This is a genomic window from endosymbiont of Ridgeia piscesae (assembly GCF_001443665.1).
In the GTDB taxonomy this organism is placed as follows: domain Bacteria; phylum Pseudomonadota; class Gammaproteobacteria; order Chromatiales; family Chromatiaceae; genus Endoriftia; species Endoriftia persephonae.
The window spans coordinates 133241-154629 of the sequence record NZ_KQ557115.1 but is presented as its reverse complement, the minus strand read 5'-3'; the positions used below and the strand labels follow the sequence as shown (position 1 = coordinate 154629).

24 protein-coding genes are annotated in these 21389 nt (G+C 60.8%); 17 read left to right on the top strand and 7 right to left on the bottom strand.

The features are described 5' to 3' along the window. Positions 1-29 precede the first annotated feature (29 nt). The 12 genes from mreC (at position 30) to Ga0074115_RS17020 (ending at position 10450) form a co-directional block, all read left to right on the top strand. Positions 30-923 (top strand): rod shape-determining protein MreC, encoded by an 894-nt coding sequence (gene mreC, locus Ga0074115_RS00755; protein ID WP_057955083.1) that lies wholly within the window; start codon positions 30-32, stop codon positions 921-923. After that, positions 920-1408, top strand: a complete 489-nt coding sequence (gene mreD / locus Ga0074115_RS00750; protein WP_057955082.1) for a rod shape-determining protein MreD — start codon at positions 920-922, stop codon at positions 1406-1408. The genes mreC and mreD overlap by 4 nt, the downstream gene beginning before the upstream one ends. Before the next feature lie 173 nt (positions 1409-1581). Next, positions 1582-3420 carry a penicillin-binding protein 2 gene (gene mrdA / locus Ga0074115_RS00745; protein ID WP_057955081.1) on the top strand — a complete coding sequence of 613 codons (1839 nt, stop codon included), beginning with the start codon at positions 1582-1584 and terminating at the stop codon, positions 3418-3420. Then, complete coding sequence (rodA, locus tag Ga0074115_RS00740; RefSeq protein WP_057955080.1) at positions 3417-4544, top strand: rod shape-determining protein RodA; 1128 nt, start codon at positions 3417-3419, stop codon at positions 4542-4544. Before mrdA ends, rodA begins: the two co-directional genes overlap by 4 nt. Positions 4545-4547: 3 nt before the next feature. Further along, on the top strand, positions 4548-5555 hold the full coding sequence (gene mltB / locus Ga0074115_RS00735) for a lytic murein transglycosylase B (RefSeq protein ID WP_057955079.1): 1008 nt from the start codon (positions 4548-4550) through the stop codon (positions 5553-5555). Positions 5556-5635: 80 nt separating this feature from the next. Next, positions 5636-6445, top strand: a complete 810-nt coding sequence (locus Ga0074115_RS00730) for a septal ring lytic transglycosylase RlpA family protein (RefSeq protein ID WP_057955078.1) — start codon at positions 5636-5638, stop codon at positions 6443-6445. 108 nt (positions 6446-6553) lie between these two features. After that, positions 6554-7690, top strand: a complete 1137-nt coding sequence (locus Ga0074115_RS00725) for a D-alanyl-D-alanine carboxypeptidase family protein (RefSeq protein WP_057955077.1) — start codon at positions 6554-6556, stop codon at positions 7688-7690. A 3-nt stretch (positions 7691-7693) separates the two neighbouring features. After that, positions 7694-7963, top strand: coding sequence for a YbeD family protein (locus Ga0074115_RS00720; RefSeq protein ID WP_057955076.1), 270 nt, complete (start codon positions 7694-7696; stop codon positions 7961-7963). 9 nt (positions 7964-7972) lie between these two features. After that, entirely contained in the window at positions 7973-8629 is a 657-nt protein-coding gene (gene lipB / locus Ga0074115_RS00715) for a lipoyl(octanoyl) transferase LipB (RefSeq protein WP_057955075.1), read from the top strand. After that, positions 8622-9599 carry a lipoyl synthase gene (gene lipA / locus Ga0074115_RS00710; protein ID WP_057955074.1) on the top strand — a complete coding sequence of 326 codons (978 nt, stop codon included), beginning with the start codon at positions 8622-8624 and terminating at the stop codon, positions 9597-9599. The genes lipB and lipA overlap by 8 nt, the downstream gene beginning before the upstream one ends. 91 nt (positions 9600-9690) lie before the next feature. Further along, positions 9691-10137, top strand: coding sequence for a YdcF family protein (locus tag Ga0074115_RS17025; RefSeq protein WP_267887541.1), 447 nt, complete (start codon positions 9691-9693; stop codon positions 10135-10137). Continuing rightward, complete coding sequence (locus Ga0074115_RS17020) at positions 10082-10450, top strand: YdcF family protein (RefSeq protein WP_324616965.1); 369 nt, start codon at positions 10082-10084, stop codon at positions 10448-10450. The genes Ga0074115_RS17025 and Ga0074115_RS17020 overlap by 56 nt, the downstream gene beginning before the upstream one ends. 2 nt (positions 10451-10452) lie before the next feature. Here Ga0074115_RS17020 and Ga0074115_RS00700 read toward each other — a convergent pair whose 3' ends face one another. The 6 genes from Ga0074115_RS00700 to trxA form a co-directional block, all read right to left on the bottom strand. Continuing rightward, entirely contained in the window at positions 10453-11184 is a 732-nt protein-coding gene (locus tag Ga0074115_RS00700; protein ID WP_057955073.1) for a gamma-glutamyl-gamma-aminobutyrate hydrolase family protein, read from the bottom strand. An 89-nt stretch (positions 11185-11273) separates the two neighbouring features. Continuing rightward, a complete protein-coding gene (locus tag Ga0074115_RS00695; RefSeq protein WP_057955072.1) occupies positions 11274-12299 on the bottom strand; it encodes a M14 family metallopeptidase in 1026 nt (341 codons plus the stop codon). 18 nt (positions 12300-12317) lie between these two features. Next, positions 12318-13736, bottom strand: coding sequence for a glutamate-cysteine ligase family protein (locus Ga0074115_RS00690; RefSeq protein WP_057955071.1), 1419 nt, complete (start codon positions 13734-13736; stop codon positions 12318-12320). 8 nt (positions 13737-13744) lie between these two features. Next, positions 13745-14404: an N-acetylmuramate alpha-1-phosphate uridylyltransferase MurU gene (gene murU / locus Ga0074115_RS00685; protein WP_057955070.1), complete on the bottom strand. Its 660-nt coding sequence runs from the start codon at positions 14402-14404 to the stop codon at positions 13745-13747. A 97-nt stretch (positions 14405-14501) separates the two neighbouring features. Beyond that, entirely contained in the window at positions 14502-15758 is a 1257-nt protein-coding gene (gene rho, locus Ga0074115_RS00680; protein WP_006474897.1) for a transcription termination factor Rho, read from the bottom strand. 183 nt (positions 15759-15941) lie between these two features. Then, on the bottom strand, positions 15942-16268 hold the full coding sequence (gene trxA, locus Ga0074115_RS00675) for a thioredoxin TrxA (RefSeq protein WP_006474896.1): 327 nt from the start codon (positions 16266-16268) through the stop codon (positions 15942-15944). A 200-nt stretch (positions 16269-16468) separates the two neighbouring features. Between trxA and rhlB the strand changes: the two genes are divergently transcribed. The 3 genes from rhlB to Ga0074115_RS00660 all read left to right on the top strand — a co-directional run bounded on the left by rhlB (position 16469) and on the right by Ga0074115_RS00660 (position 19240). After that, positions 16469-17830 (top strand): ATP-dependent RNA helicase RhlB, encoded by a 1362-nt coding sequence (gene rhlB / locus Ga0074115_RS00670; RefSeq protein WP_060528118.1) that lies wholly within the window; start codon positions 16469-16471, stop codon positions 17828-17830. A 5-nt stretch (positions 17831-17835) separates the two neighbouring features. After that, a complete protein-coding gene (locus Ga0074115_RS00665) occupies positions 17836-18198 on the top strand; it encodes a YkgJ family cysteine cluster protein (RefSeq protein WP_057955067.1) in 363 nt (120 codons plus the stop codon). Between the two features lie 193 nt (positions 18199-18391). Beyond that, on the top strand, positions 18392-19240 hold the full coding sequence (locus Ga0074115_RS00660; protein ID WP_057955066.1) for an ion transporter: 849 nt from the start codon (positions 18392-18394) through the stop codon (positions 19238-19240). On the opposite strand, the gene yrfG is transcribed toward Ga0074115_RS00660, so the two are convergent. Then, positions 19241-19909: a GMP/IMP nucleotidase gene (gene yrfG / locus Ga0074115_RS00655; RefSeq protein WP_060528101.1), complete on the bottom strand. Its 669-nt coding sequence runs from the start codon at positions 19907-19909 to the stop codon at positions 19241-19243. A gap of 65 nt (positions 19910-19974) precedes the next feature. On the opposite strand from yrfG, the gene nudE reads away from it, so the two are divergent. After that, complete coding sequence (gene nudE / locus Ga0074115_RS00650) at positions 19975-20514, top strand: ADP compounds hydrolase NudE (RefSeq protein WP_006474891.1); 540 nt, start codon at positions 19975-19977, stop codon at positions 20512-20514. Then, the gene (gene cysQ / locus Ga0074115_RS00645) at positions 20511-21320 is read left to right on the top strand and encodes a 3'(2'),5'-bisphosphate nucleotidase CysQ (RefSeq protein ID WP_057955471.1); all 810 of its coding nucleotides are present in this window, start codon (positions 20511-20513) and stop codon (positions 21318-21320) included. Before nudE ends, cysQ begins: the two co-directional genes overlap by 4 nt. The last annotated feature ends 69 nt before the right edge of the window (positions 21321-21389 follow it).

The following is a 21389-nucleotide window of genomic DNA, read 5'->3' as shown; positions in this document are numbered from 1 at the left end:
GATGCGGCCGCCAGCGGCCGCTCGCTCTTTTGCCGCATCCGAGAGGTTCGCCAACCATTAAACCGATCTTCACACAGGGCCTCTCCCTCAACACGCGGCTGTTCTCGGCCGTGTTGCTGTCGATCATATTGATGGTGCTGGACCATCGCGAGAAGCACCTCGACGAACTGCGCTCAGCCCTCTCGGTCCTGATCTACCCAATCCAATATATCGCCTCCCTCCCCACTCAGCTGGCACGCCAGGGAGCGGAGAGCCTGGCCGATCGCGATCAACTCAACCAGGATCGCCAGCGGCTCGCCAAGCAGAACCTGGAACTGCGCGCCCGGCTGCAGAAGTTTGAGGCCCTTGAGGCGGAAAACATGCGTCTGCGCGGCCTGCTCGACTCATCCTTCAAGGTCGGTGACCGGGTGTTGATCTCTGAACTGCTGGCGGTGGAGCAAGATCCGTTCCGCCAGCTGGTGGTGATCGACAAGGGCTCCACATCCGGCGCTTTCAAGGGCCAACCGGTGCTCGACGCCAACGCCGTCGCCGGCCAGATCACCCTGGTCACCCCCTACACCTCGACAGTGCTGCTGATCACCGATGCCAACCACGCATTGCCAGTACAGGTCAATCGTAACGGCCTGCGCACTATCGCCATGGGCACCGGCCTGATCAACCAACTGCAACTGCCACATCTGCCAAACAACGCCGACATCAAGCCCGGCGACCTGCTAGTCACCTCCGGGCTCGCTGGACGCTTCCCGCCGGGCTACCCGGTGGCGGAGGTCACCAGCGTGGTGCGCGAGCCTGGCAAGCCTTTCGCCTCAGTTACCGCCCGCCCTACTGCTGACCTAGACCGCATCCGCGAGGTACTGCTGGTATGGACACTGACACCAAAGACGCTGCAGGAACAGCCGTCAGCAGATGAGGTAACCCAATGAACGCGAACGTCCAGGGACGCCTCTACATCGCCCACCTGACCCTGGCATTCGGCTTTGTGCTGGCGGTAATGCCTATGCCTGACTGGGCCAGTAACTTCCGCCCCCAGTGGGTTACTTTGATCCTGATCTACTGGTGTATGGCTCTGCCGGAGCGGGTCAACGTCGGCACCGGCTGGCTCGCCGGTCTGCTGCTCGATGTGCTGAGCGGATCGCTGCTCGGTCAACACGCCTTGGCGCTGGCGGTGGTCAGTTTTCTTACCCTCAATATCTATCAACGGGTGCGGGTACTGCCACTGCGCCAACAGATGTTCACCATCATGATTCTGCTGCTGGTGGAGAAGCTACTGGCGCTCTGGGCCACTGCCGCCGCCGGATACCCCGCCCCGACACTCTGGTATTGGGCCGCACCCCTGGTGGGCATGCTATTGTGGCCCTGGATCTACATCATCTTGCGGGACATCCGCCGCCGTTTTCACGTCAGCTAAGGGGCCTCTGAATGAACCTGGGCGAGCTGAATTGTGAGATCAAATGTTCCGATGCAAGGTGGAAATCGCAGGTAATAGCTGGTCTATTACCAAGATTTTCAACGCAGCAGCGGGAGATTTTGACCACCAGGCAGCCGTCAATGATTCGCTCAGAGACTCCTTGAGGAACGGCGATGCCTCAGTACTCGATCAAAGATCATCTCTACGAGAGCCAGCTCTTCATCAACCGCAGTATCGCCGCAGCAATCATCGTCACCCTGATGCTGCTGCTTCTCGGGGTACGCATGGTCTATCTGCAAGTGGTCAGCCACGAACACTACACCACCCTGTCGAAGGATAACCGCGTCAAGCTGCAGCCGCTGCCGCCGACACGCGGCCTGATCTACGACCGCAATGGTGTCATCCTGGCGCAGAATCTGCCTGCCTACAGCCTGGAAATCACCCCTGAAAAGGTGGAATCGCTTGAGCAGACCATCGAACAACTGGCGCTGATCCTGCCGATCAGCGAGGAGGACCGCCGCCGCTTTAAGAAGCTGCGCCGGCAACGCCGCCGCTTCGACAGTATCCCGATCCGAGTGCGCCTGAACGATGAGGAGGTGGCCCGATTTGCAGTCAACCAGCACCTCTTCCCAGGCGTCGACGTCAAGGCAAAGCTGCTACGCGACTACCCCCTGGGGGAGCACACCACCCACCTGCTGGGTTATGTCGGACGCATCAATCAGCAGGAGCTACAGCTGATCGACACCTCCAACTACAGCGGCACCAGCCATATCGGCAAGAACGGCGTGGAGAAGACCTACGAGTCACTGCTGCACGGCAAGGTCGGCCTGCAGCAGGTGGAGGTCAACGCCAAGGGGCGTACCCTGCGGGTGCTGCAGGAGCAGCCGCCAATCCCCGGCCAGGATCTGCAGCTGTCTATCGATATCCAGTTGCAACAAACCGCGCTCAAGGCACTCGGCGAGTTCAACGGCGCTGTGGCCGCAATCGAGATCGAGACCGGCGGGGTGCTGGCGCTGGTCAGCAAACCGGGCTATGACCCCAACCTGTTCGTTGAAGGCATCAGCAGCAAGGCCTACCGGGCGCTACAGAAATCCCCCGACAAACCGCTCTTCAACCGCGCCATCCGCGGCCAGTATCCGCCCGGCTCCACGGTAAAACCCTTCATCGGCCTAGCCGGGCTGGAGAGCAGCGTGGTCCATTTCAGGCAGAAGAACTACTGCCCGGGCTACTATCAACTCCCCGGCAAGGAGCACAAATATCGTGACTGGAAAAAGACCGGCCACGGTGTGACCGACATGCATAAGGCGATCGTGCAGTCTTGTGATGTCTACTACTATGAACTGGCCCGCACACTGGGCATCGACCGGCTGCACGGCTTCCTCTCCAACTTCGGCTTCGGCAGCAAAAGCGGTATCGACCTGACCGGCGAAAGCACTGGCCTGCTGCCCAGCCGAGCCTGGAAGCGCCGTACCCGCCGCGCCCCTTGGTATCCCGGTGAGACCCTGATCATCGGCATCGGTCAGGGCTACTTCCTCGCCACCCCGCTGCAACTGGCGGTCGCCACCGCGACGCTGGCCAACGGAGGCAAACGCATCCGACCACGAGTGGTCTCCAGCATTCGCCATGGTGATGGCAGCCAGGAGGAGCTGATCCCTATCGTCTCTCAAATAACACAGAACAACCCACTGCACTGGCAGCAGATCACCCAGGCGATGACCGACGTAGTGCAGGGGCCGCGCGGCACCGCCCGGCGCATCCGCAACAAAAAATATCGCATCGCCGGTAAGACCGGCACCGCCCAGGTCTTCAGCGTGGGCCAGGACGAAGAGTATGACGAAAAGACGGTGGCGAAGCGCAAGCGCGACCACGCCCTGTTCATCGCCTTCGCCCCGGCAGAGACGCCAAAGATCGCGGTGGCAGTCATCGTAGAGAACGGCAGTCACGGCGGCTCAGTGGCGGCGCCTATCGCACGCAAGGTGATGGATCAATATCTGCTGGGAGAATCTCTGTGAGCGGCCTCTCCAGCCTGCATGAGTCCCAGCCCGCCCGCCCCAGCGGTCTGCTCGCCTGGCTGCATCTCGATCTGCCGCTGCTGAGCGCCCTGCTGCTGCTGTGCGGCGTCAGCCTGCTGGTGCTCTACAGTGCCGGGGATCAGGACATGGCGCTGATCCAACGTCAGGCGATCCGCTTTGGCATCGCCTTCGTCGCACTAATCCTGCTGGCACAGATCCATCCCGACCACCTGCGGCGCTGGTCACCTTGGCTCTACCTGGCGGGCCTGCTAATGCTGGCCGCAGTGCTCGCCTTCGGCGAGACCGGCAAGGGCGCGCAGCGCTGGCTTGACCTGGGGCTATTCCGCTTCCAACCCTCGGAGATGATGAAGCTGGCGCTGCCGATGATGCTCGCCTGGTACCTGGCGGAGAAGCGTCTGCCACCGAAGAAGCGGCGCCTGTTAGTGGCCATCATCATGACCTTGCTACCAGTGCTGCTGATCGCTAAACAGCCCGATCTTGGCACCGCCCTGCTAGTCGCCAGCGCCGGAGTCTTTGTGCTGTTTCTGGCCGGCATCAGCTGGCGGCTGGTGGCTGGCTTCAGCGCCCTGATGGCCGCCATGGGGCCGCTCATCTGGTTCCTCATGCGCCCCTATCAGCGTCAGCGGGTGATGACCTTTCTCAACCCGGAAAACGATCCCCTGGGGGCAGGCTACCATACCATCCAGGCGAAGATCGCCATCGGTTCCGGAGGTATCGCCGGCAAGGGCTGGCTCAACGGCACCCAGTCCCACCTGGAGTTTCTCCCCGAACGTCACACCGATTTCATCTTCGCCGTGATCTCCGAAGAGCTGGGACTGGTGGGGGTCGCCGCACTGCTACTGCTCTACTTCTTCATCATCCTGCGCGGCCTCTACATCGCCACCCAGGCGCAGAATACCTACAGCCGACTGCTCGCCGGCACCCTTACGCTGGTCTTCTTCGTCTATCTGTTCGTCAACACCGGCATGGTCACCGGCCTGCTGCCGGTGGTTGGGGTGCCACTTCCCCTGATCAGCTATGGCGGCACTTCACTGGTGACCATCCTGGCCGGCTTCGGTATGCTCATGTCGATACACACGCATCGGAAGCTACTACCTACCTAACCTATGAAGTACACAATCAGACAGCTCGCAGCTTCACTGCTGCTTAGCCTCGCCGCCAGCAGCAGCCAGGCCCTGACATCCTCCCCCGAGATCAACGCCTTTGCCGAGGAGATGGCAAAAAAACACGGTTTCGAGAGCAGCCAGATCACCCGCCTGCTAAGCCAGGCCAAGTTCCGGGATGACATCATCCGCGCCATCAGCCGCCCGGCAGAGTCGAAGGCGTGGCACGAATATCGCCCAATATTTCTTACCGAAGACCGCATCCGCGGCGGCATCAGCTTCTGGCGACAGAACCAGGCGCTGCTGGAGCAGGTCAGCCGTGAGTACGGTGTGCCACCGGAGATCATCGTCGCCATCATCGGCGTAGAGACCCGCTTTGGTCGCCACACCGGCCGCTATCGGGTGCTCGACGCCCTCACCACCCTCGCCTTCGGCTACCCCAAACGGAGCAAATTTTTTCGCAGTGAACTGGAGCAGTTTCTGCTGCTGAGCCGTGAGGAGCAGATCTCTCCGACCGCATCCAAAGGCTCCTATGCCGGCGCCATGGGCATGCCGCAGTTCATCTCCAGCAGCTATCGCACCTACGCAGTCGACCATGACAAGGATGGCCGCCGTGACCTGTGGAACAACAAGGCCGACGTCATTGCCAGTGTCGCCAACTATTTCAAGCGCCATGGCTGGCGGGCCGGCGAACCGATAGCCCTGCGGGTACGGGGCGGCAGCAAGGTCCATGAGAAATATGTGGAACGCGGCATGAAACCGGTTACCTCAGTAACAGAATTGCTCGCTTCAGGCCTGAAAGCCGAGCAGGCACCTCAACTGACAGGTGATGCTCTGGGCAGCCTGATCCGGCTCGATGCCGGGGAAGAAGATGAGTATTGGGTCGGGCTGCACAATTTCTACGTGATAACCCGCTACAATCACAGCAACCTCTATGCGATGGCCACCTATCAATTGAGCCGCGCCATCAAGAGAGCCAAAGAGGCCCGGGAGAGAGCGCCTCTCGATTGATCCTGACCCATCGGTAAATTGGCGCAATTGCAGTGAAGAGACGAGCGACCCGGTCGAGAAAACGATTTTTCAGTGGCAGATTGCGGCCACTGTTTTGGCCGGCCCTGCTACTCGCCCTCACCTGCTGCAGTATCGGCCCGTCGATCATCGAACAGGACATCGACGGCATCTCAAGCGCGATCCCAGCACCCAGCGACATCAACGCGATACCTGACGCAGTACCGAAAAAAGAGCCGCGCAGCCGCTACGGCAACGCCCCCTCCTACGTGGTACTTGGCAAGCGCTACCAGACCCTGAAGCAGAGTCGTGGCTATCGCGAGCGCGGCATCGCCTCCTGGTACGGCAGCAAATTCCACGGTCGGCGCACCTCCAGTGGCGAGATCTACAACATGTACGGCATGAGCGCGGCACACAAGAGCCTGCCGCTGCCAACCTATGCCCGAGTCACCAACCTGCGCAACGGCCGTAGCGTGGTAGTAAAGATCAACGACCGCGGTCCGTTCCATGCCAATCGCCTGATCGATCTCTCCTATACTGCAGCCTACAAACTTGGCATCGTTGGCCGAGGCACCGGACTGGTGGAGATCGAAGCAATCACCCCAGGCGCACCCACCAAGCCGCCGAAGCGACCAGCTCGCAGCCAGCCCAAGGACGACCCCAGTCTGTTCCTGCAGGTGGGCGCCTTTGGCAACCAGCAAAATGCCCGGCGCCTGCAGCAGAGGATACTCAGCCAGCTCGACACACCAGTGCAGATCCGTCACTCCAGCTCCGAGCAGCAACCAGTCTACCGAGTGCAGATTGGGCCAATTCCCAACGTTGAGGGTGCTGACCGTCTCGCCCAACACCTGGATGAACTCGGCATCCACGACAGCCACGTGGTGATCCGCTGATCGCGGGAAACATTCCTCCCTCTCTCCCAATCAGAGATGTTTCCCTGCACTCAACAAGCTCTTAAAATAGGCGCTCGTCGCGCCCCCAGAAACTCAATGAAGCCTAACATGACCCTATTCCGCTCCCTGCTCATTCTCGCGTTAGTTACACTCAGCCTCACATTACAGGCTGCTGTGCCCATTCCATCCCCACCCAAGGTCGCCGCCAGCGGCTATCTGCTGCTCGACTTTTACTCCGGCAAGATACTTGCTGAATCCAACGCCTCACAGCGCCTGGAGCCGGCCAGCCTAACCAAGATCATGACCGCCTACGCTGTGTTCCGCGAACTCAAGGAGGGCAACATCAACCTCACAGACGAGGTGCTAGTGAGTGAAAAGGCGTGGCGCACACCCGGTTCCCGGATGTTCATCGAGGTCGGCAAACGGGTCAAAGTGGAGGATCTAATCAAGGGCATGATCATCCAGTCGGGCAACGATGCCTGTGTCGCCCTGGCAGAACACATCGCCGGCAGCGAAGAGACCTTCGCTGAAGTCATGAACAACCATGCGCGCCGGCTCGGCATGCACGCCAGCCACTTCATCAACAGCACCGGCCTGCCCGACAAAGACCACTACACCACCCCAGAGGACATCGCCAAGGTCGCGATGGCCACCATCCGCGAGTTTCCCGACTACTACAAGTGGTACAGCGAGAAGTCCTTCGTCTTCAACAAGATCAAACAACACAACCGCAACAAGCTGCTGTGGCGCGACAACACTGTCGACGGCATGAAGACCGGCCACACCGAGGCCGCCGGCTACTGCCTGGTGGCCTCCGCCCAGCGCGAGCAGATGCGCTTGATCTCGGTGGTGATGGGCACCAAGAGCGAGAAGGCACGCGCCTCTGCCAGTCAGGCGCTGCTCAACTACGGTTTCCGCTTCTTCGAGAGCCACCGCCTCTACAGTGCCGGCGAAACCCTCAACCGGGCGCGCATCTGGAAGGGCAACAAACCACAGATTGCGCTGGGGCTGGCCCACGACCTGCACGTCAGCATTCCCCACAAACAGTACAAAAAACTCAATGCGCAGCTCGACGTGATCCCCACCATCACCGCACCCGTGCAGCAGGGGCAGGAAGTGGGTCAGGTACGCATCGAGCTGGCTGGCGAGACGATCGCCGAGGTACCGCTGATCGCACTGGAGAGCGTCGCGGAAGGCAATCTCTGGCAGAAAGCCAAAGACGCCGCCCTGATGTGGCTGGAGTAGAAGATGAGTGACGAGCAAGAGAGCCTACTGGAATTTCCCTGCAGCTTTCCGATCAAGGCGATGGGCAAGGCCGAACCCGGCTTCGATCTGATAATCGTTGAACTAATCCGCCGCCACGTGCCCGACCTGCACGAAGGCGCGGTGGTCAGCCGCACCAGCAAGGGCGGCAAGTGGGTCTCGGTCACCGTCACCATCAAGGCCAGCAGCAAGGCCCAGCTTGACGCCATCTATCTCGACCTCAGCGCCCACGAGAAGGTCTACATGGCACTCTGAGCAGCTGACATGAACACCCTGCTTGTGCGTGAACTGGGCGTCCAGCCCTACCTGGACGTCTGGCAGGCGATGTGCGACTACACCGAACAGCGCGATCTCCAGAGCACCGACCAACTCTGGCTGCTCCAACATCCCCCAGTCTTCACCTTGGGCCAGGCAGGCAAGCCGGAGCACCTATTAAACCCAGGGGAGATCCCCATCGTACAGAGCGACCGCGGCGGCCAGGTCACCTATCACGGCCCTGGCCAGCTGATCGCCTATCTGATGCTCGACCTGCGCCGCGCCAAACTTGGCGTGCGCGCCTTGGTAACCCTGCTGGAGCAGTCGGTGATCGAGCTGCTCGCCAAGCGGGGCATCACCTCAGAAGCCCGTGCCGACGCCCCCGGAGTCTATGTAGAGGGGCGCAAGATCGCCGCCCTGGGTCTGCGCGTGCGACGTGGCTGCAGCTACCACGGCCTCAGCCTCAATGTGGCGATGGAAACCGAGCCCTTCAGCCGCATCAATCCCTGCGGCTATCCAGGGCTGGCGGTGACCCAGTTGTCAGAACTAGGATGCCACACGCCCATCCCCATCCTAGCCGTGGAATTGGCGCAACAACTGGCCGATCGACTGGGGTACACTCTGCGCTTTGACAGCGACACATCCCAATCCAGCCCCGATGAGTGAAACCAAAACCCACCAGCCACCTTCCCGCTCAACCCCCGATAGCCATCAACGCGGTGAGAGCAAGCTCGCCCGCATCCCGGTAAAGGTGGAACAGCGCGACAGCCTGCTACGCAAACCAAAATGGATTCGCGCCAAGGCGCCGCTGGGCAGCCAGGTCAATCGGGTGCGCAAGCTGCTGCGTGAACACAAGCTCAGTTCGGTCTGCGAAGAGGCCGCCTGCCCCAACCTGGGCGAATGTTTCCACAAGGGCACCGCCACCTTCATGATCATGGGGGATATTTGCACCCGCCGCTGTCCCTTCTGCGATGTCGCCCACGGCAAGCCACGCCCCCTCGATCCAGACGAACCCAGCCAGCTGGCGGAGGCAATCGCGCAGATGGGGCTCTACTATGTGGTGATTACCTCAGTCGACCGAGACGACCTGCGCGACGGCGGCGCCGGCCACTTCGCCGACTGCATCCGCGAGATCCGCCGGCTGACGCCCAACACCCGCGTCGAGATCCTGGTGCCCGACTTTCGCGGCCGTCTGGAGGTCGCCCTGCAGCAACTCAGCCAGCAGCCGCCGGATGTCTTCAACCACAACCTAGAAACAGTGCCGCGACTCTACCAGCAGGCACGCCCCGGTGCCGACTACGCCTGGTCTCTGCAACTACTGCAGGCGTTCAAACAGGCCTGTCCACAGGTGCCCAGCAAATCGGGTCTGATGCTCGGTCTCGGCGAGGAGTTGACGGAGGTCGAACAGGTGATGCAAGATCTGCACGCTCACGGCTGCGACATGCTGACCCTTGGGCAATACCTGCAACCGAGCCGTGACCACCTGCCGGTGCAACGCTATGTCACCCCCAGAGAGTTCGATACGCTATGCCAAAGCGGCGAGGCGATGGGCTTCAGCAACGTTGCCAGTGGCCCGCTGGTGCGCTCTTCCTACCACGCAGATCTGCAGGCCGATTCACTGTTTGCGCAGCGCTGACAACAGCAGCGCCCTTCATCGCAGATTGCTGAAAGGCTAAAATCTGTAATCAATTCATGTCACTGTTCATCAGCCTGAGGCGACACAGCCCATGGACGTCATCACCCACCGCGCCATCGAGTACCTGCTGCTCCCCCCCGGTGGACTGATTCTGCTCGGTTTTCTTGGGCTACTCTACTGGCGCTTTGGCTACGGCCGACGGGTATTTGTCTTCGCTCTGCTACTGCTGTGGGTCACCAGTCTGCCGATCACTGCCGATCTGCTCGCGCAGGGCCTGGAGATCCACCCCGCGCTCAGCGAAGAACGCCTGGCAGAGAGTCACCCCGAGGCGATCATCGTACTTGGCGGCGGGCGCAATCTGGATGCTCCCGAGTATGGCGGCGACACGGTCAGCGCTCGCGAACTGGAGCGACTGCGCTATGCGGCCAAACTGGCGCGCCAGACCGGCCTGCCCGTGATCCCCAGCGGCGGCACCCCGATCTATTTCGGCGAGCCCGAAGCGAAGATCGCAGCCCGCATCCTGCATCCTGCAGGATGAGTTTGGGGTCAGCGTCAGCCAGATCGAAGCCGCCAGCAATACCACCTGGGATAACGCCCGCCTGAGTGCACAATTACTGAAAAAGCTCGGTATCAAGCAGGTGCTGCTGGTGACCAACGCCCTACACATGCGACGCGCCGTCTATGCCTTTAAACGCAATGGCGTGGAGGTGATCCCGGCCCCTACCGGCTTCATCCACAAAACCAACACCCGCCATGTCTGGCTCGAGGGACTGCCCAATGGCCTGGCGGTGAAGAATGTCGCCTACGCTATGCACGAATATGTCGGGCTACTCTGGTACTACTTCAAGTAGGCTCAGGCATGCATCATCCGGGAGGCCTGCCGGGTCACCTCATCGAACAGGGTTGAGAACGGCGCACCAAGGCTACACAGCGACTCCGGATGCCACTGCACCCCCATCACAAACTGCAGCTGCGGGTGCTCAATCGCCTCCACCAGATCATCATCCGCCAAGGCGCTGATGCGCAGCTCAGCACCAAGCTGATCCACCGCCTGATGGTGAAAACTGTTCACCGCGATGCGTTCACGTCGCACCATGCCGAACAGGCTGGTGCCCGGCAAGATCGACACCTCATGGGCGATCCGGTCCCGCGGACGCAGCGGGTCATCATGCAGGATCGGGCTCTGCCGTTCGGCTTCGATATCCTGGATCAGATCACCGCCGCAGGCGACGTTGATCACCTGCATGCCGCGACAGATACCTAACAGCGGCATCTCCAGATCAAGCGCCCGCTTCACTAGCTCCAGCTCGAATTGATCCCGCTCCGGATTCGCCAGCAGCGGCTTAATCCGTGCGCTACCGCCGTAGGAGGCCGGGTCGATATCCCCGCCACCGGAAAGCACCAGGGCATCGATCCGAGCCAGCACCGCCTTGATCTCCAATCCAGAGGTGGGCGCCAGGATCACCGGGATGCCACCTGCCGCAACCACTCCACGCACATAGTCCCAGCGCAACAGGTAGTGTTCCGGCATGCGCGGATCATTGGCTGCAGTGATGCCGATCAGGGGTGGTTTGGGCTTGCTCATGGCGGGCGACGTCTCTCATCAAACAGGAAAGTTCAGCCCTAAATATGGTAGATAATTCCCGCCCGTCTATCCCTCAGCAAAGTGGCGGTTCAATCACCCTCATGCAGGTGGTTGTCGTAACGCTCCATCAGGTAGCAGAGACAATCCTGACGAATGATGCTGGCATCGGTGGTCAGCATCGATGGCATCACTGCCGTGCGCAGCCGCAGCTCACCATCCTCGACATGAAAATAGCGCTCGGTACGATCGGTCCCCCGCTCATCACGCACATCCAGGAGCTTCGTACCAATCGGCCCGATGCGTGCCAGTGCGGTGCCGACCGGCAGTTCGCGGAAGTTCATGTGGTCGATGTCAGAGTGGAACACAATATCTCCGACCGCACCGTCGAAACCGATGCTCGTCTCCTCTCTAATCTTCACCTGGGCAACCGTGTGGAACAGGTCGATGTCGTGCTCTGCCATCGGATGTTGCGGATGTTCCGCCAGGTGTAGACAGGCATCGAGGTAGCCCATGGCGTGCTCCACGCCGCGGCGCTCACCGACCCTGCCGCACTCCAGGGTCACCGAGGGGCAGAGTTCTGCCATCGCCATCGAGGTAACCCCCCGGGGGCGCAGAAAATAGACCACGGTACGCCCGAACAAGGCAGCAAGGTGGAGGAAACGGGGCTCAATACGGTTGACGCAGGCATAGTGCGGATTGAGCCCGGTATTATTGTGGATGTCGACACTGGCAAAGGGCTGGCGCCGGCGCATCTCCTCCACCACCTGCTGCATCAGCCGCTGCTCAGGCAGCCCCTGGGCCTCAGCGCCGGGCCAGACCCGATTGTAGTCGGGTTGCCCCGGCAGGCGGCGGACTCCCTGCGCTGCAGCAGTGAGATTGCCAATAAACAGGCTCAGAGCCCGCGGCAGCTCGCGCCCCCCGGCATAGCGCCGCAACAGCCGCCTGATCGCCTCCCAGCCCACTGTCTCGTTACCGTGCATCAGCACCGAGACAAACAGCGGATCAGAGCGCGCCCCTGGCAGATGCAACAGGGTGGGGCCTTCGAGCAGAGACGCCAGCTGATCGGCCTGCCGATCAAGCAATCCGTCAGGGATAGAGAACGCTTGTTTCAGCATCGATCCTTGCAACCTCCTTCAGATCGACCATTGGTAGACCGGTCTGCCACTCTCCTGAGCCTCAAGATAGGCCTGGGTCAACGCTAGCATGTCATGGCCATGGCGCTCCACCCAGGCGCGCTGCCAGGCGGCTCCTGTCTGCCGCGTCTCCACCCGCCCGCGAATGATGCCCAGCCAGTGTTCGATCTCAGCCGGCTCCACCCCCAGTGCCGCCAGCCCCGACTCGGCAGCCGGCAGCAGCTGTCCGAGCACCAGCTCAGCGAGCGGCATCCTCTGCCAGTCAAACCAGAATATCTCAGCATCCAGCCCACGCCGCGCGGCGGCGTAGAAATTGCTCCTGGCACGGATAAAACCGAGTTTTTGCTCTGCCGCCTGCTGGGTCTTCGCCAGCTGGTAGATCAGACCAAAGAAGAGCGCGGCATTGGCGATGCTATCCGTCACGCTGGGGCCTGCTGGCACCACCCGGTGCTCAATCCGCAGCTGCGCCTGGCCCGCCTCATCGAAGGCGATCAACGGCCGGTTCCAGCGCCAGATAGTGCCGTTGTGCAGGCGCAGATGGGCAAGCCGTTCAACCGGCTCATCCATCAGCTTCGGCAACAACACCGGGTAGCGCTCTAGATTGGCCGTGAAGCTCTCCATGATCGAGTCCTTCACGTAGCGCACGCCAAAGCTGACCCGCTTGGTGAGATCCGAGCCGCCGACCGAGATCGACTGCTCAAACAGCGGGATGCGGGTCTCATCCCACAGATCCCGGCCAAACAGAAAGGGGGAGTTGGCCGACAGTGCCACCATCGGTGCCGAGACCATCTTTGCTAGATTGTAGAAGCGCGCCATCTCCGCACCACCCACCTGCAGATGGATCTGAAATGAGGTAGTGGCCGACTCCAGCATCACATCCTGATGACTCAACTGCAGCTGATCCCGACCGCTGATATCGAGCTCAACCGGCTCACCCCGACGCAGCCGGAAGACCTGCTCGTTGAGCGCACGGTAGCGATTCAGTGGCGACATATTAGCCAGACTCAGATCAGACTGGCGCAGGCTTGGCAGAATACCGATCATGCCTGGACGGACATCCAGCGGCGCGCCGGCATCCCGGCGTTCGCACCAAAGCTGCTGCAACTCTGCCGCCATCTCGGAAAAGACTGTTCCTCTGATCGCGCGCGGAGTACTGTTGAGCTCCACATTGAAGGTGGCCAGTTCGGGCACCACCAACGGGTTGTCGAGGGCCTGCAAAAAGGGCTGATTGAGTGGTGCAGGATAGCCACTACCATCCACCAGCCAGGCCTCCAGCTCAAATCCACCGCAGTGCCCAACCGACGCAAAACGCCCCTCTCTGAGCCACTCAGCGAGGAGCCGGGTCTCTGCCTTCAGCCGCTGCCGAAACTCGCGAAAGTCATCCGGGGAAAAGATGCTTGAGCTGATCTCCTGGCCCATGGTCGAGTTTATCCTGTGAGTTTGCGCTCCAGCTCTTGCAAGCGTTGCGGAGTGCCAACATCGATCCAGCGACCATGATGTTCAGCGCCGGCCACCCGGCCCTGGGCCATCGCATTCCGCAACAGTGGCGCCAGCGGGAAGCGGCCAGCCCGGCATCCTTCAAACAGCGCCGGACGATAGAGGCCAATGCCGCTGAAGGTCAGCTTTGGACTGCCCTGATCATCCAGCCGCCCCGCCTGCAGATGAAAATCCCCCCCTGGGTGGTGGTCCGGATTGGCGACCATCAGTAGCTGCGCCAGATCTCCTCCGGCCAGCTGTAGGCAGCTGGGATCGAAGTCGCACCAGACATCGCCGTTGACCACCAGGAAGGGCGCCTCTCCCAGTAAAGGTAGCGCACGATAGATGCCGCCGCCGGTCTCCAGCGCCTCGGCTTCGGGGGAGTAGCGGATTGAAACCCCAAACTGCGCCCCATCACCCAACCAGGCCTCGATCTGTTCACCCAGGTGAGCATGGTTGATCACCAACTCACGCACGCTGGCACGGGCCAGATTTTCGATGTGGTACTGGATCAGTGGCTTGCCCGCCACTGGCAGCAGCGGCTTGGGGGTATGGTCGGTGAGCGGGCGCATGCGCTCGCCGCGCCCGGCCGCGAGGATCATCGCCTTCATCGCATTAGGTTTGCTGGGGGAACGCTGCAGTCACGGCATGCTAGCCTGGCGTCAGGATAAAACCCGGGGCGCGGTGGCAACCGGGTCAGTCATTACCTCAACGCCGCATCGCGTCGAAAAATTCCTGATTGGTCTTGGAGACCTTGAGCTTGTCGAAGAGGAACTCCATCGCCGCCAGTTCATCCATAGGATGCAGGATCTTGCGCAGGATCCACATCTTCTGCAGATCGCCCTCTTTCATCAGCAGCTCCTCGCGGCGGGTGCCAGAGCGGTTGATGTTGATGGCGGGGAAGATGCGCTTCTCGGCGATGCGGCGATCCAGGTGGACCTCCATGTTGCCGGTGCCCTTGAACTCCTCGTAGATCACATCGTCCATGCGCGAGCCGGTCTCCACCAGGGCGGTGGCGATGATGGTCAGGCTGCCGCCCTCCTCCACGTTGCGCGCGGCGCCGAAGAAACGCTTGGGACGGTGCAGGGCGTTGGCGTCGACACCACCGGTCAGCACCTTGCCGGAGGAGGGGATGACGGTGTTGTAGGCGCGCGCCAGGCGAGTGATGGAGTCGAGCAGGATCACCACGTCCATCTTGTGCTCGACCAACCGCTTGGCTTTCTCGATCACCATCTCGGCGACCTGCACGTGGCGGGTGGCCGGCTCGTCGAAGGTGGAGGAGATCACTTCACCGCGCACCGAGCGGGCCATCTCGGTCACCTCTTCCGGACGCTCGTCGATCAGCAGCACGATCAGGTAGCACTCGGGGTGGTTGTAGGCGATCGACTGGGCGATATTCTGCAGCATCATGGTCTTGCCCGCCTTGGGCGGGGAGACGATCAGGCCGCGCTGCCCCTTGCCGATCGGGGCACAGAGTTCGATGGTGCGGGCAGTGATGTCCTCGGTGCTGCCGTTACCCTTCTCCAGAGTGAACTTCTGGTTGGCGAACAGCGGAGTGAAGTTCTCAAATAGGATCTTGTTCTTGGCGTTCTCCGGCTTGTCGAAGTTGATCTCGGAGACCTTGAGCAGCGCGAAGTAGCGCTCGCCATCCTTCGGCGGGCGAATCTTGCCGGAGATGGTGTCGCCGGTACGCAGGCTGAAACGACGGATCTGACTCGGTGAGACATAGATATCGTCTGGCCCGGCCAGGTAAGAGCTGTCGCCCGAACGCAGAAAACCAAAACCATCCGGCAGGATCTCCAGCACCCCGTCGCCGTAGATGTCCTCGCCCTTCTTCGCATGGGCCTTGAGGATAGCGAAAATCAGATCCTGTTTACGGGTACGCGCCATGCCCTCGATCTTCATATCGCGCGCGAGGTCGGCCAGTTCTGGGACCGGCATCTTTTTAAGTTCAGTCAGGTTCATGGTGTTTTGGGATGGTTTTGAGTTGATGGGATCGGCGGGAAAAGAGAGTCGCCCCCGAATAGGGGGACAAGCCGAGAAAAAGTATCTTCAGATTTTGATGGGGGCGATCTGCGTGCGGATTCGCGTTGCGGGAAGTCTAGCAGGCATTCGTGACGCGTCCAGTCGCCAGGCTTCTGCCAGCGCTCAGAGATTACTGTCGATAAACGCGGTCAGCTGTGATTTGGAGACCGCGCCCACCTTGGTCGCCTCGACCTCGCCATTCTTGAACAGCATCAGCGTGGGGATACCACGGATACCGTACTGGGGCGGGGTGTTGGAATTATCATCGATATTTAACTTGGCGACCTTGAGCTTGCCGGAGTATTCAGCCGCGATCTCATCCAGCACCGGTGCGATCATTTTGCAGGGGCCACACCACTCCGCCCAATAGTCGATCAGAACCGGCAGGGTTGACTGCAGCACATCTGACTCGAAAGAGTCGTCCGTCACATGAACAATCTGTCCACTCACGTTGGGTTTCTCCAAAAAGATCTGGGAAGACACCAGGCACCGCATGGTGCTCTGTGTTTGGGTTCCTAGAAGCAGGTAAATCAGGTGAATTCACGCCACAAACAGTGACGAGTCGCTTATTGGATCGAAAAAATCCCACTAATTCAAGTCCAAAGTTCACAAAAATTGGGTTATCCTTGCTCGCCATGAGCAAAACACACTTGACAGACACACGATTCGACCAATTCGATCTCGCCCCTGAACTCCTGCAGGGCATCACCGAGGCAGGCTTCATCCAGTGCACCCCGATCCAGGCGGAGACCCTGCCAATCGCCCTCGCCGGCAACGATGTCGCCGGCCAGGCGCAGACCGGCACCGGCAAAACCGCTGCCTTCCTGGTCGCGACCCTGCAGCACCTGATCGACCACCCCAGCAGCGAACAACGCCGGCCCAACCAACCCCGCGCACTAATGCTCGCCCCGACCCGCGAACTAGCAGTGCAGATCCACAAAGACGCCGAGGCACTCTGCAAACATACCGACTTCACCACTGCCGCGGTATATGGCGGCACCGGCTACGAACAGCAGCGCAACCAGCTGCAGCAAGGCGTTGACATCCTGGTCGGCACCCCCGGACGACTGATCGACTACTTCAAACAGCATGTATACAACCTCAATGAGATCCAGGTGGTAGTGCTGGATGAGGCGGACCGCATGTTCGACCTCGGCTTCATCAAGGATATCCGTTACCTGCTGCGGCGCTGCCCGGGCCCAACCCGCCGCCTCGGCATGCTGTTCTCCGCCACCCTCTCCTACCGGGTGCAAGAGCTCGCCTACGAACACATGAACAACCCGCAGCATGTGGAGGTGCAACCAGAACAGGTCACCGCTGAGAAAGTGCGGGAGATCGGCTACATGGTCGCCAACGAGGAGAAGATCCCACTGCTGATCGGCCTACTGCGCAGGCAAGAGGCGAGCCGCACCATCGTCTTCGTCAACACCAAACGGGTCGCGGACAAGGTCTGGGGCTTCCTGCAGGGCAACCAGATCGACACTGCGGTGCTCTCCGGCGACGTGCCACAGAAAAAACGCCTCAGCCTGCTCAACAAATTTCAGTCCGGTGAACTATCGGTACTGGTCGCCACCGACGTGGCGGCGCGCGGCCTGCACATCCCCGATGTCACCCACGTAGTCAACTACGATCTGCCGGAGGATGCGGAAGACTATGTGCACCGTATCGGCCGCACCGCCCGTGCCGGCGCCAGCGGCGACGCCATCAGCTTCGCCTGCGAGACCTACGCCTTCTCCCTTCCCGACATCGCCATGTACACCGGCCACGCCATCCCGATGGAGACGGTCTCCGCCGAACTGCTGGCAGAGGTCGATCCAAAGAGCCGCATCTACCCGGACCGCAGCAAGCGTGTGCAGCATCGCAGCAAGGATGGCCGTAAGCACCACGGCAGAAGCCACAGCAGCGGTCATCATAAAAAGCACGACGAAAACAGGGCCGAGGGTGACAAGCCCAAACGCCCTCGGCACCGGCACCGGCACCATCCGGAGGGCACATCAAAAAACCCGCAATAACCCGAGTGGATGACAAGTGTGGCCGCTGCAGCGGCTCAAAATGCTGCAGCTACACCACCGAGGCCCTCGGCGTCGCGCCACGCTCCAAGGTCGATTTCGAGCACCTGCTGTGGCAGGTCTCCCACCAGGGGGTGGAGGTCTACAAAGATGAGGATGGCTGGTTTCTGTTGTTCCAGGCCCGCTGCGAACACATCCAGCCGAACGGCGCCTGCGGTATCTACGCCGAGCGCCCGCAGATCTGTCGCGACTACAGCAACGACTGGTGCGAACTCGACGCCCCGGCGGAAGCGGGCTTCGAGCTCCACTTCCGTAACTACCGTGAACTGCTCGACTACTGTAAAAAACGCTTCAAGACATGGGGACGATAGGTCGTCAGCAGCGCGAGCAGAAAACCACGCAAGAGGCTGAGCCAAACAGCAGCGCCCCACACTGCATTGCTATCGTAAGCCGATCTGTCTGTTGAACCCATGCCCCAATCTGAGCCAACAGCCACATGATTTTTCCGCGGCAGCAGCTATAATCCGCGACCTAAAAATCTGAACTCCAGCCACCCCGAACCCCATGAACCTCAGCGCAGCCAGCCTCCAGAACCGTTTCATCTCGATCCGCGAAAACAAGGGCTTCGAGACCTTCGTAATCCTGGTGATCCTGATCTCAGCGATGGTGATCGGCGCCAAGACCTACGCCATCCCGCCGACTCTGAGCAGCGTCTTCGCAATCCTCGACATCGGCATTACCCTGTTCTTTCTGCTGGAAATCAGCATCCGCATAATCGCCGAGCAGAATCTGAAACGCTTCTTCAGCAAGGCCTGGAATGTCTTTGATTTCATCATCGTGGTGGCCAGCCTGATTCCGGTGGAGGATAGTGAGGCGGCGCTACTCGGGCGATTGCTGCGCATCTTCCGCGTGCTGCGGCTGATCTCCATCATCCCGGAGCTACGGGTGTTGCTGAACGCCTTTGTCACTGCGATCCCGCGCATGGGCTACGTCTCGCTGCTGATGTTCATCATCTTCTATATCTACGCCGCAGCGGGCAGCATGTTCTTCCACACCATCAACCCGGAGCTGTGGGAGAACATCACCATCGCCATGCTGACCCTGTTCCGCGTCGCCACCTTCGAGGACTGGACCGACGTGATGTACGAGACCATGGCCATCTACCCACTGAGCTGGAGCTATTATCTCTCCTTCATCTTCATCGTCGCCTTCGTTTTCCTGAACATGATGATCGGCATCGTGCTGGAGACCCTGCAACGGGAGCATGAGCAGTTCGCACGGGATACTGGCGAGGGCGAGGCTGGCGAGGTGCACAACATCGAGACGCGCACCCTGCAGATGGATGAACGGCTACAGCGGATGGAGCAGATGCTGGCACAGATCAGCGCCAGCCAGGACACCCAAAAGAGCTGATCAGCAGACCGAACTCAGACCCGCCATCACCTCGGAGAAGTCGTGAATGGCTGGGATCTCTCCCGCCTCACGCAGCGGCCCCTTGGAGTCTGGCTTGAGGATCGCCAGCAACCAGCGGATGCCGTAGCCCCGGGCCGAGGCAAGCACCGAGGGGCTGTCATCGACAAACAGGGTGCGTTCACGATCAAACGGCTCCAGTGCCTGCAGCTTGTCCCAGAACGCAGGATCCTCCTTCGGCAGGCCCAGATCATGGGCGGTGACGATGTGATCGAAAAAGCCCGCCAGACGGGTCCGCTCCATCTTCAACGCCAACGCCTTCTGGTGGGCGTTGGTCACCAGCACCCGGCGTTTACCGGCGCACATCAGCTGATCGAGAAAATCGACCACATGCGGATGCACCTGGATCAGATGCTCCACCTCCGCCTTCAATAGCGCAATATCGAGCCCCAGCTCGCGGCTCCAGTGGTCGACACAGTACCACTCCAGAGTCCCCTCGATGCTCTTGTAACGAGCCATCAGCTGATCCTTGGCCTCCGCATATTCCAGACCACGGGCCTCTGCGTAACGCTGTGGCACATACTCCAGCCAGAAGTGGTTGTCGAAGTGCAGATCAAGCAGGGTGCCATCCATGTCGAGCAACACGGTATCGATTTGCTGCCAGTCAATCATCGTCAAAAGTCTGCTCCATGTTAGGCTGTGCCACCCCAGCTGGTTGCAACGAAACGAGCTCGATCATGCCACAAAAACCAAAGATCCTCAGCCGCCGCCAAGTGGTCCAGTCCCGCATCTTCCGTGTCGAGGAGATGGAGATCGAATACGCCAACGGTGAGCGCCGCACCCACGAACGGCTGCTTGGCGGCAGTAGCGGCTCGGTGCTGATCGTGCCGATGCTCGACGAGGATACGGTGCTGCTGATCCGTGAATACGCCAGCGGCACCGACAACTATCAGCTCGGCCTGCCGAAGGGGCGCATCGAGGCCGGCGAGACGCCGTTGGCGGCGGCTGGGCGGGAGATCCGCGAGGAGACCGGCTACGCGGCGCGAAACCTGGAACTACTGCGCACTGTGACCATCGTACCCTCCTACATCCAGCACAATACCCATGTTATTCTGGCGCGCGATCTCTATCCGGACCGGCTCGAAGGGGATGAACCCGAGCCCATCGAGGTGGTCCCCTGGAGGCTCTCGAACTGGCAGCAACTGCTGGCCCAACCCGATTTTACCGAGGCGCGCTCGATCGCCGCACTCTGCCTGACAAGGGAATATCTGCAATGACGACACCGATCTCCATGGACCAACTCCTCGAACTCGCCAAACAGGCCGGCGACGCGATCATGGAGGTCTACAACTCCGATGACTTCGGCATCGAGCAGAAGGCCGATGACTCGCCACTGACCAAGGCGGACCTCGCCTCCCACCAGATCATCGTCGAGGCGCTGGAGCGCCTCACCCCGGAGATCCCAGTGCTCTCGGAGGAGTCCGCCAAGATTCCCTTCGAGACCCGCCGTGAATGGCAGCGCTACTGGCTGATCGACCCGCTCGACGGCACCCGCGAGTTCGTCAAACGCAATGGCGAGTTCACCGTCAACATCGCCCTGGTGGAGAATCAGCAGGCGACGCTCGGCGTGATCTATGCGCCGGTGCTGGAGCGCTTCTACTACGGCGTACTTGGCGAGGGGGCGTGGAAAAAACAGGGCCCGGCAGAGGCCGAGGCGATCCAGGTGCAAGCCAAGCTGCGCAGTCCAGCGATTGTCGCCGGCAGCCGCTCCCACGCCGGCAATTCGCTGATCAAATTCCTCGAAAACATCGGTCCCCACGAGCTGACATCCATGGGCAGCTCGCTGAAGTTCTGCCTGGTGGCCGACGGCAGCGCCGATCTCTACCCACGCCTTGGCCTCACCTCCGAGTGGGACACCGCCGCTGCGCAGGCGGTAGTGGAAGCTGCCGGCGGCAAAATCACCATGCTCGATATGCAGCCGCTGCGCTACAACACCAAAGATTCGCTGCTCAACCCCTTCTTCTTCGTATTCGGCGACAGCAGCGTCAACTGGTCGCAATACCTCGAACGCGAAAAGGAGTAATCCGAGTCCACCCTGCATATACTTGGATAAAGCGTTCCGGCCAGAGCGGCCGGAACAGAACCAGCCGCC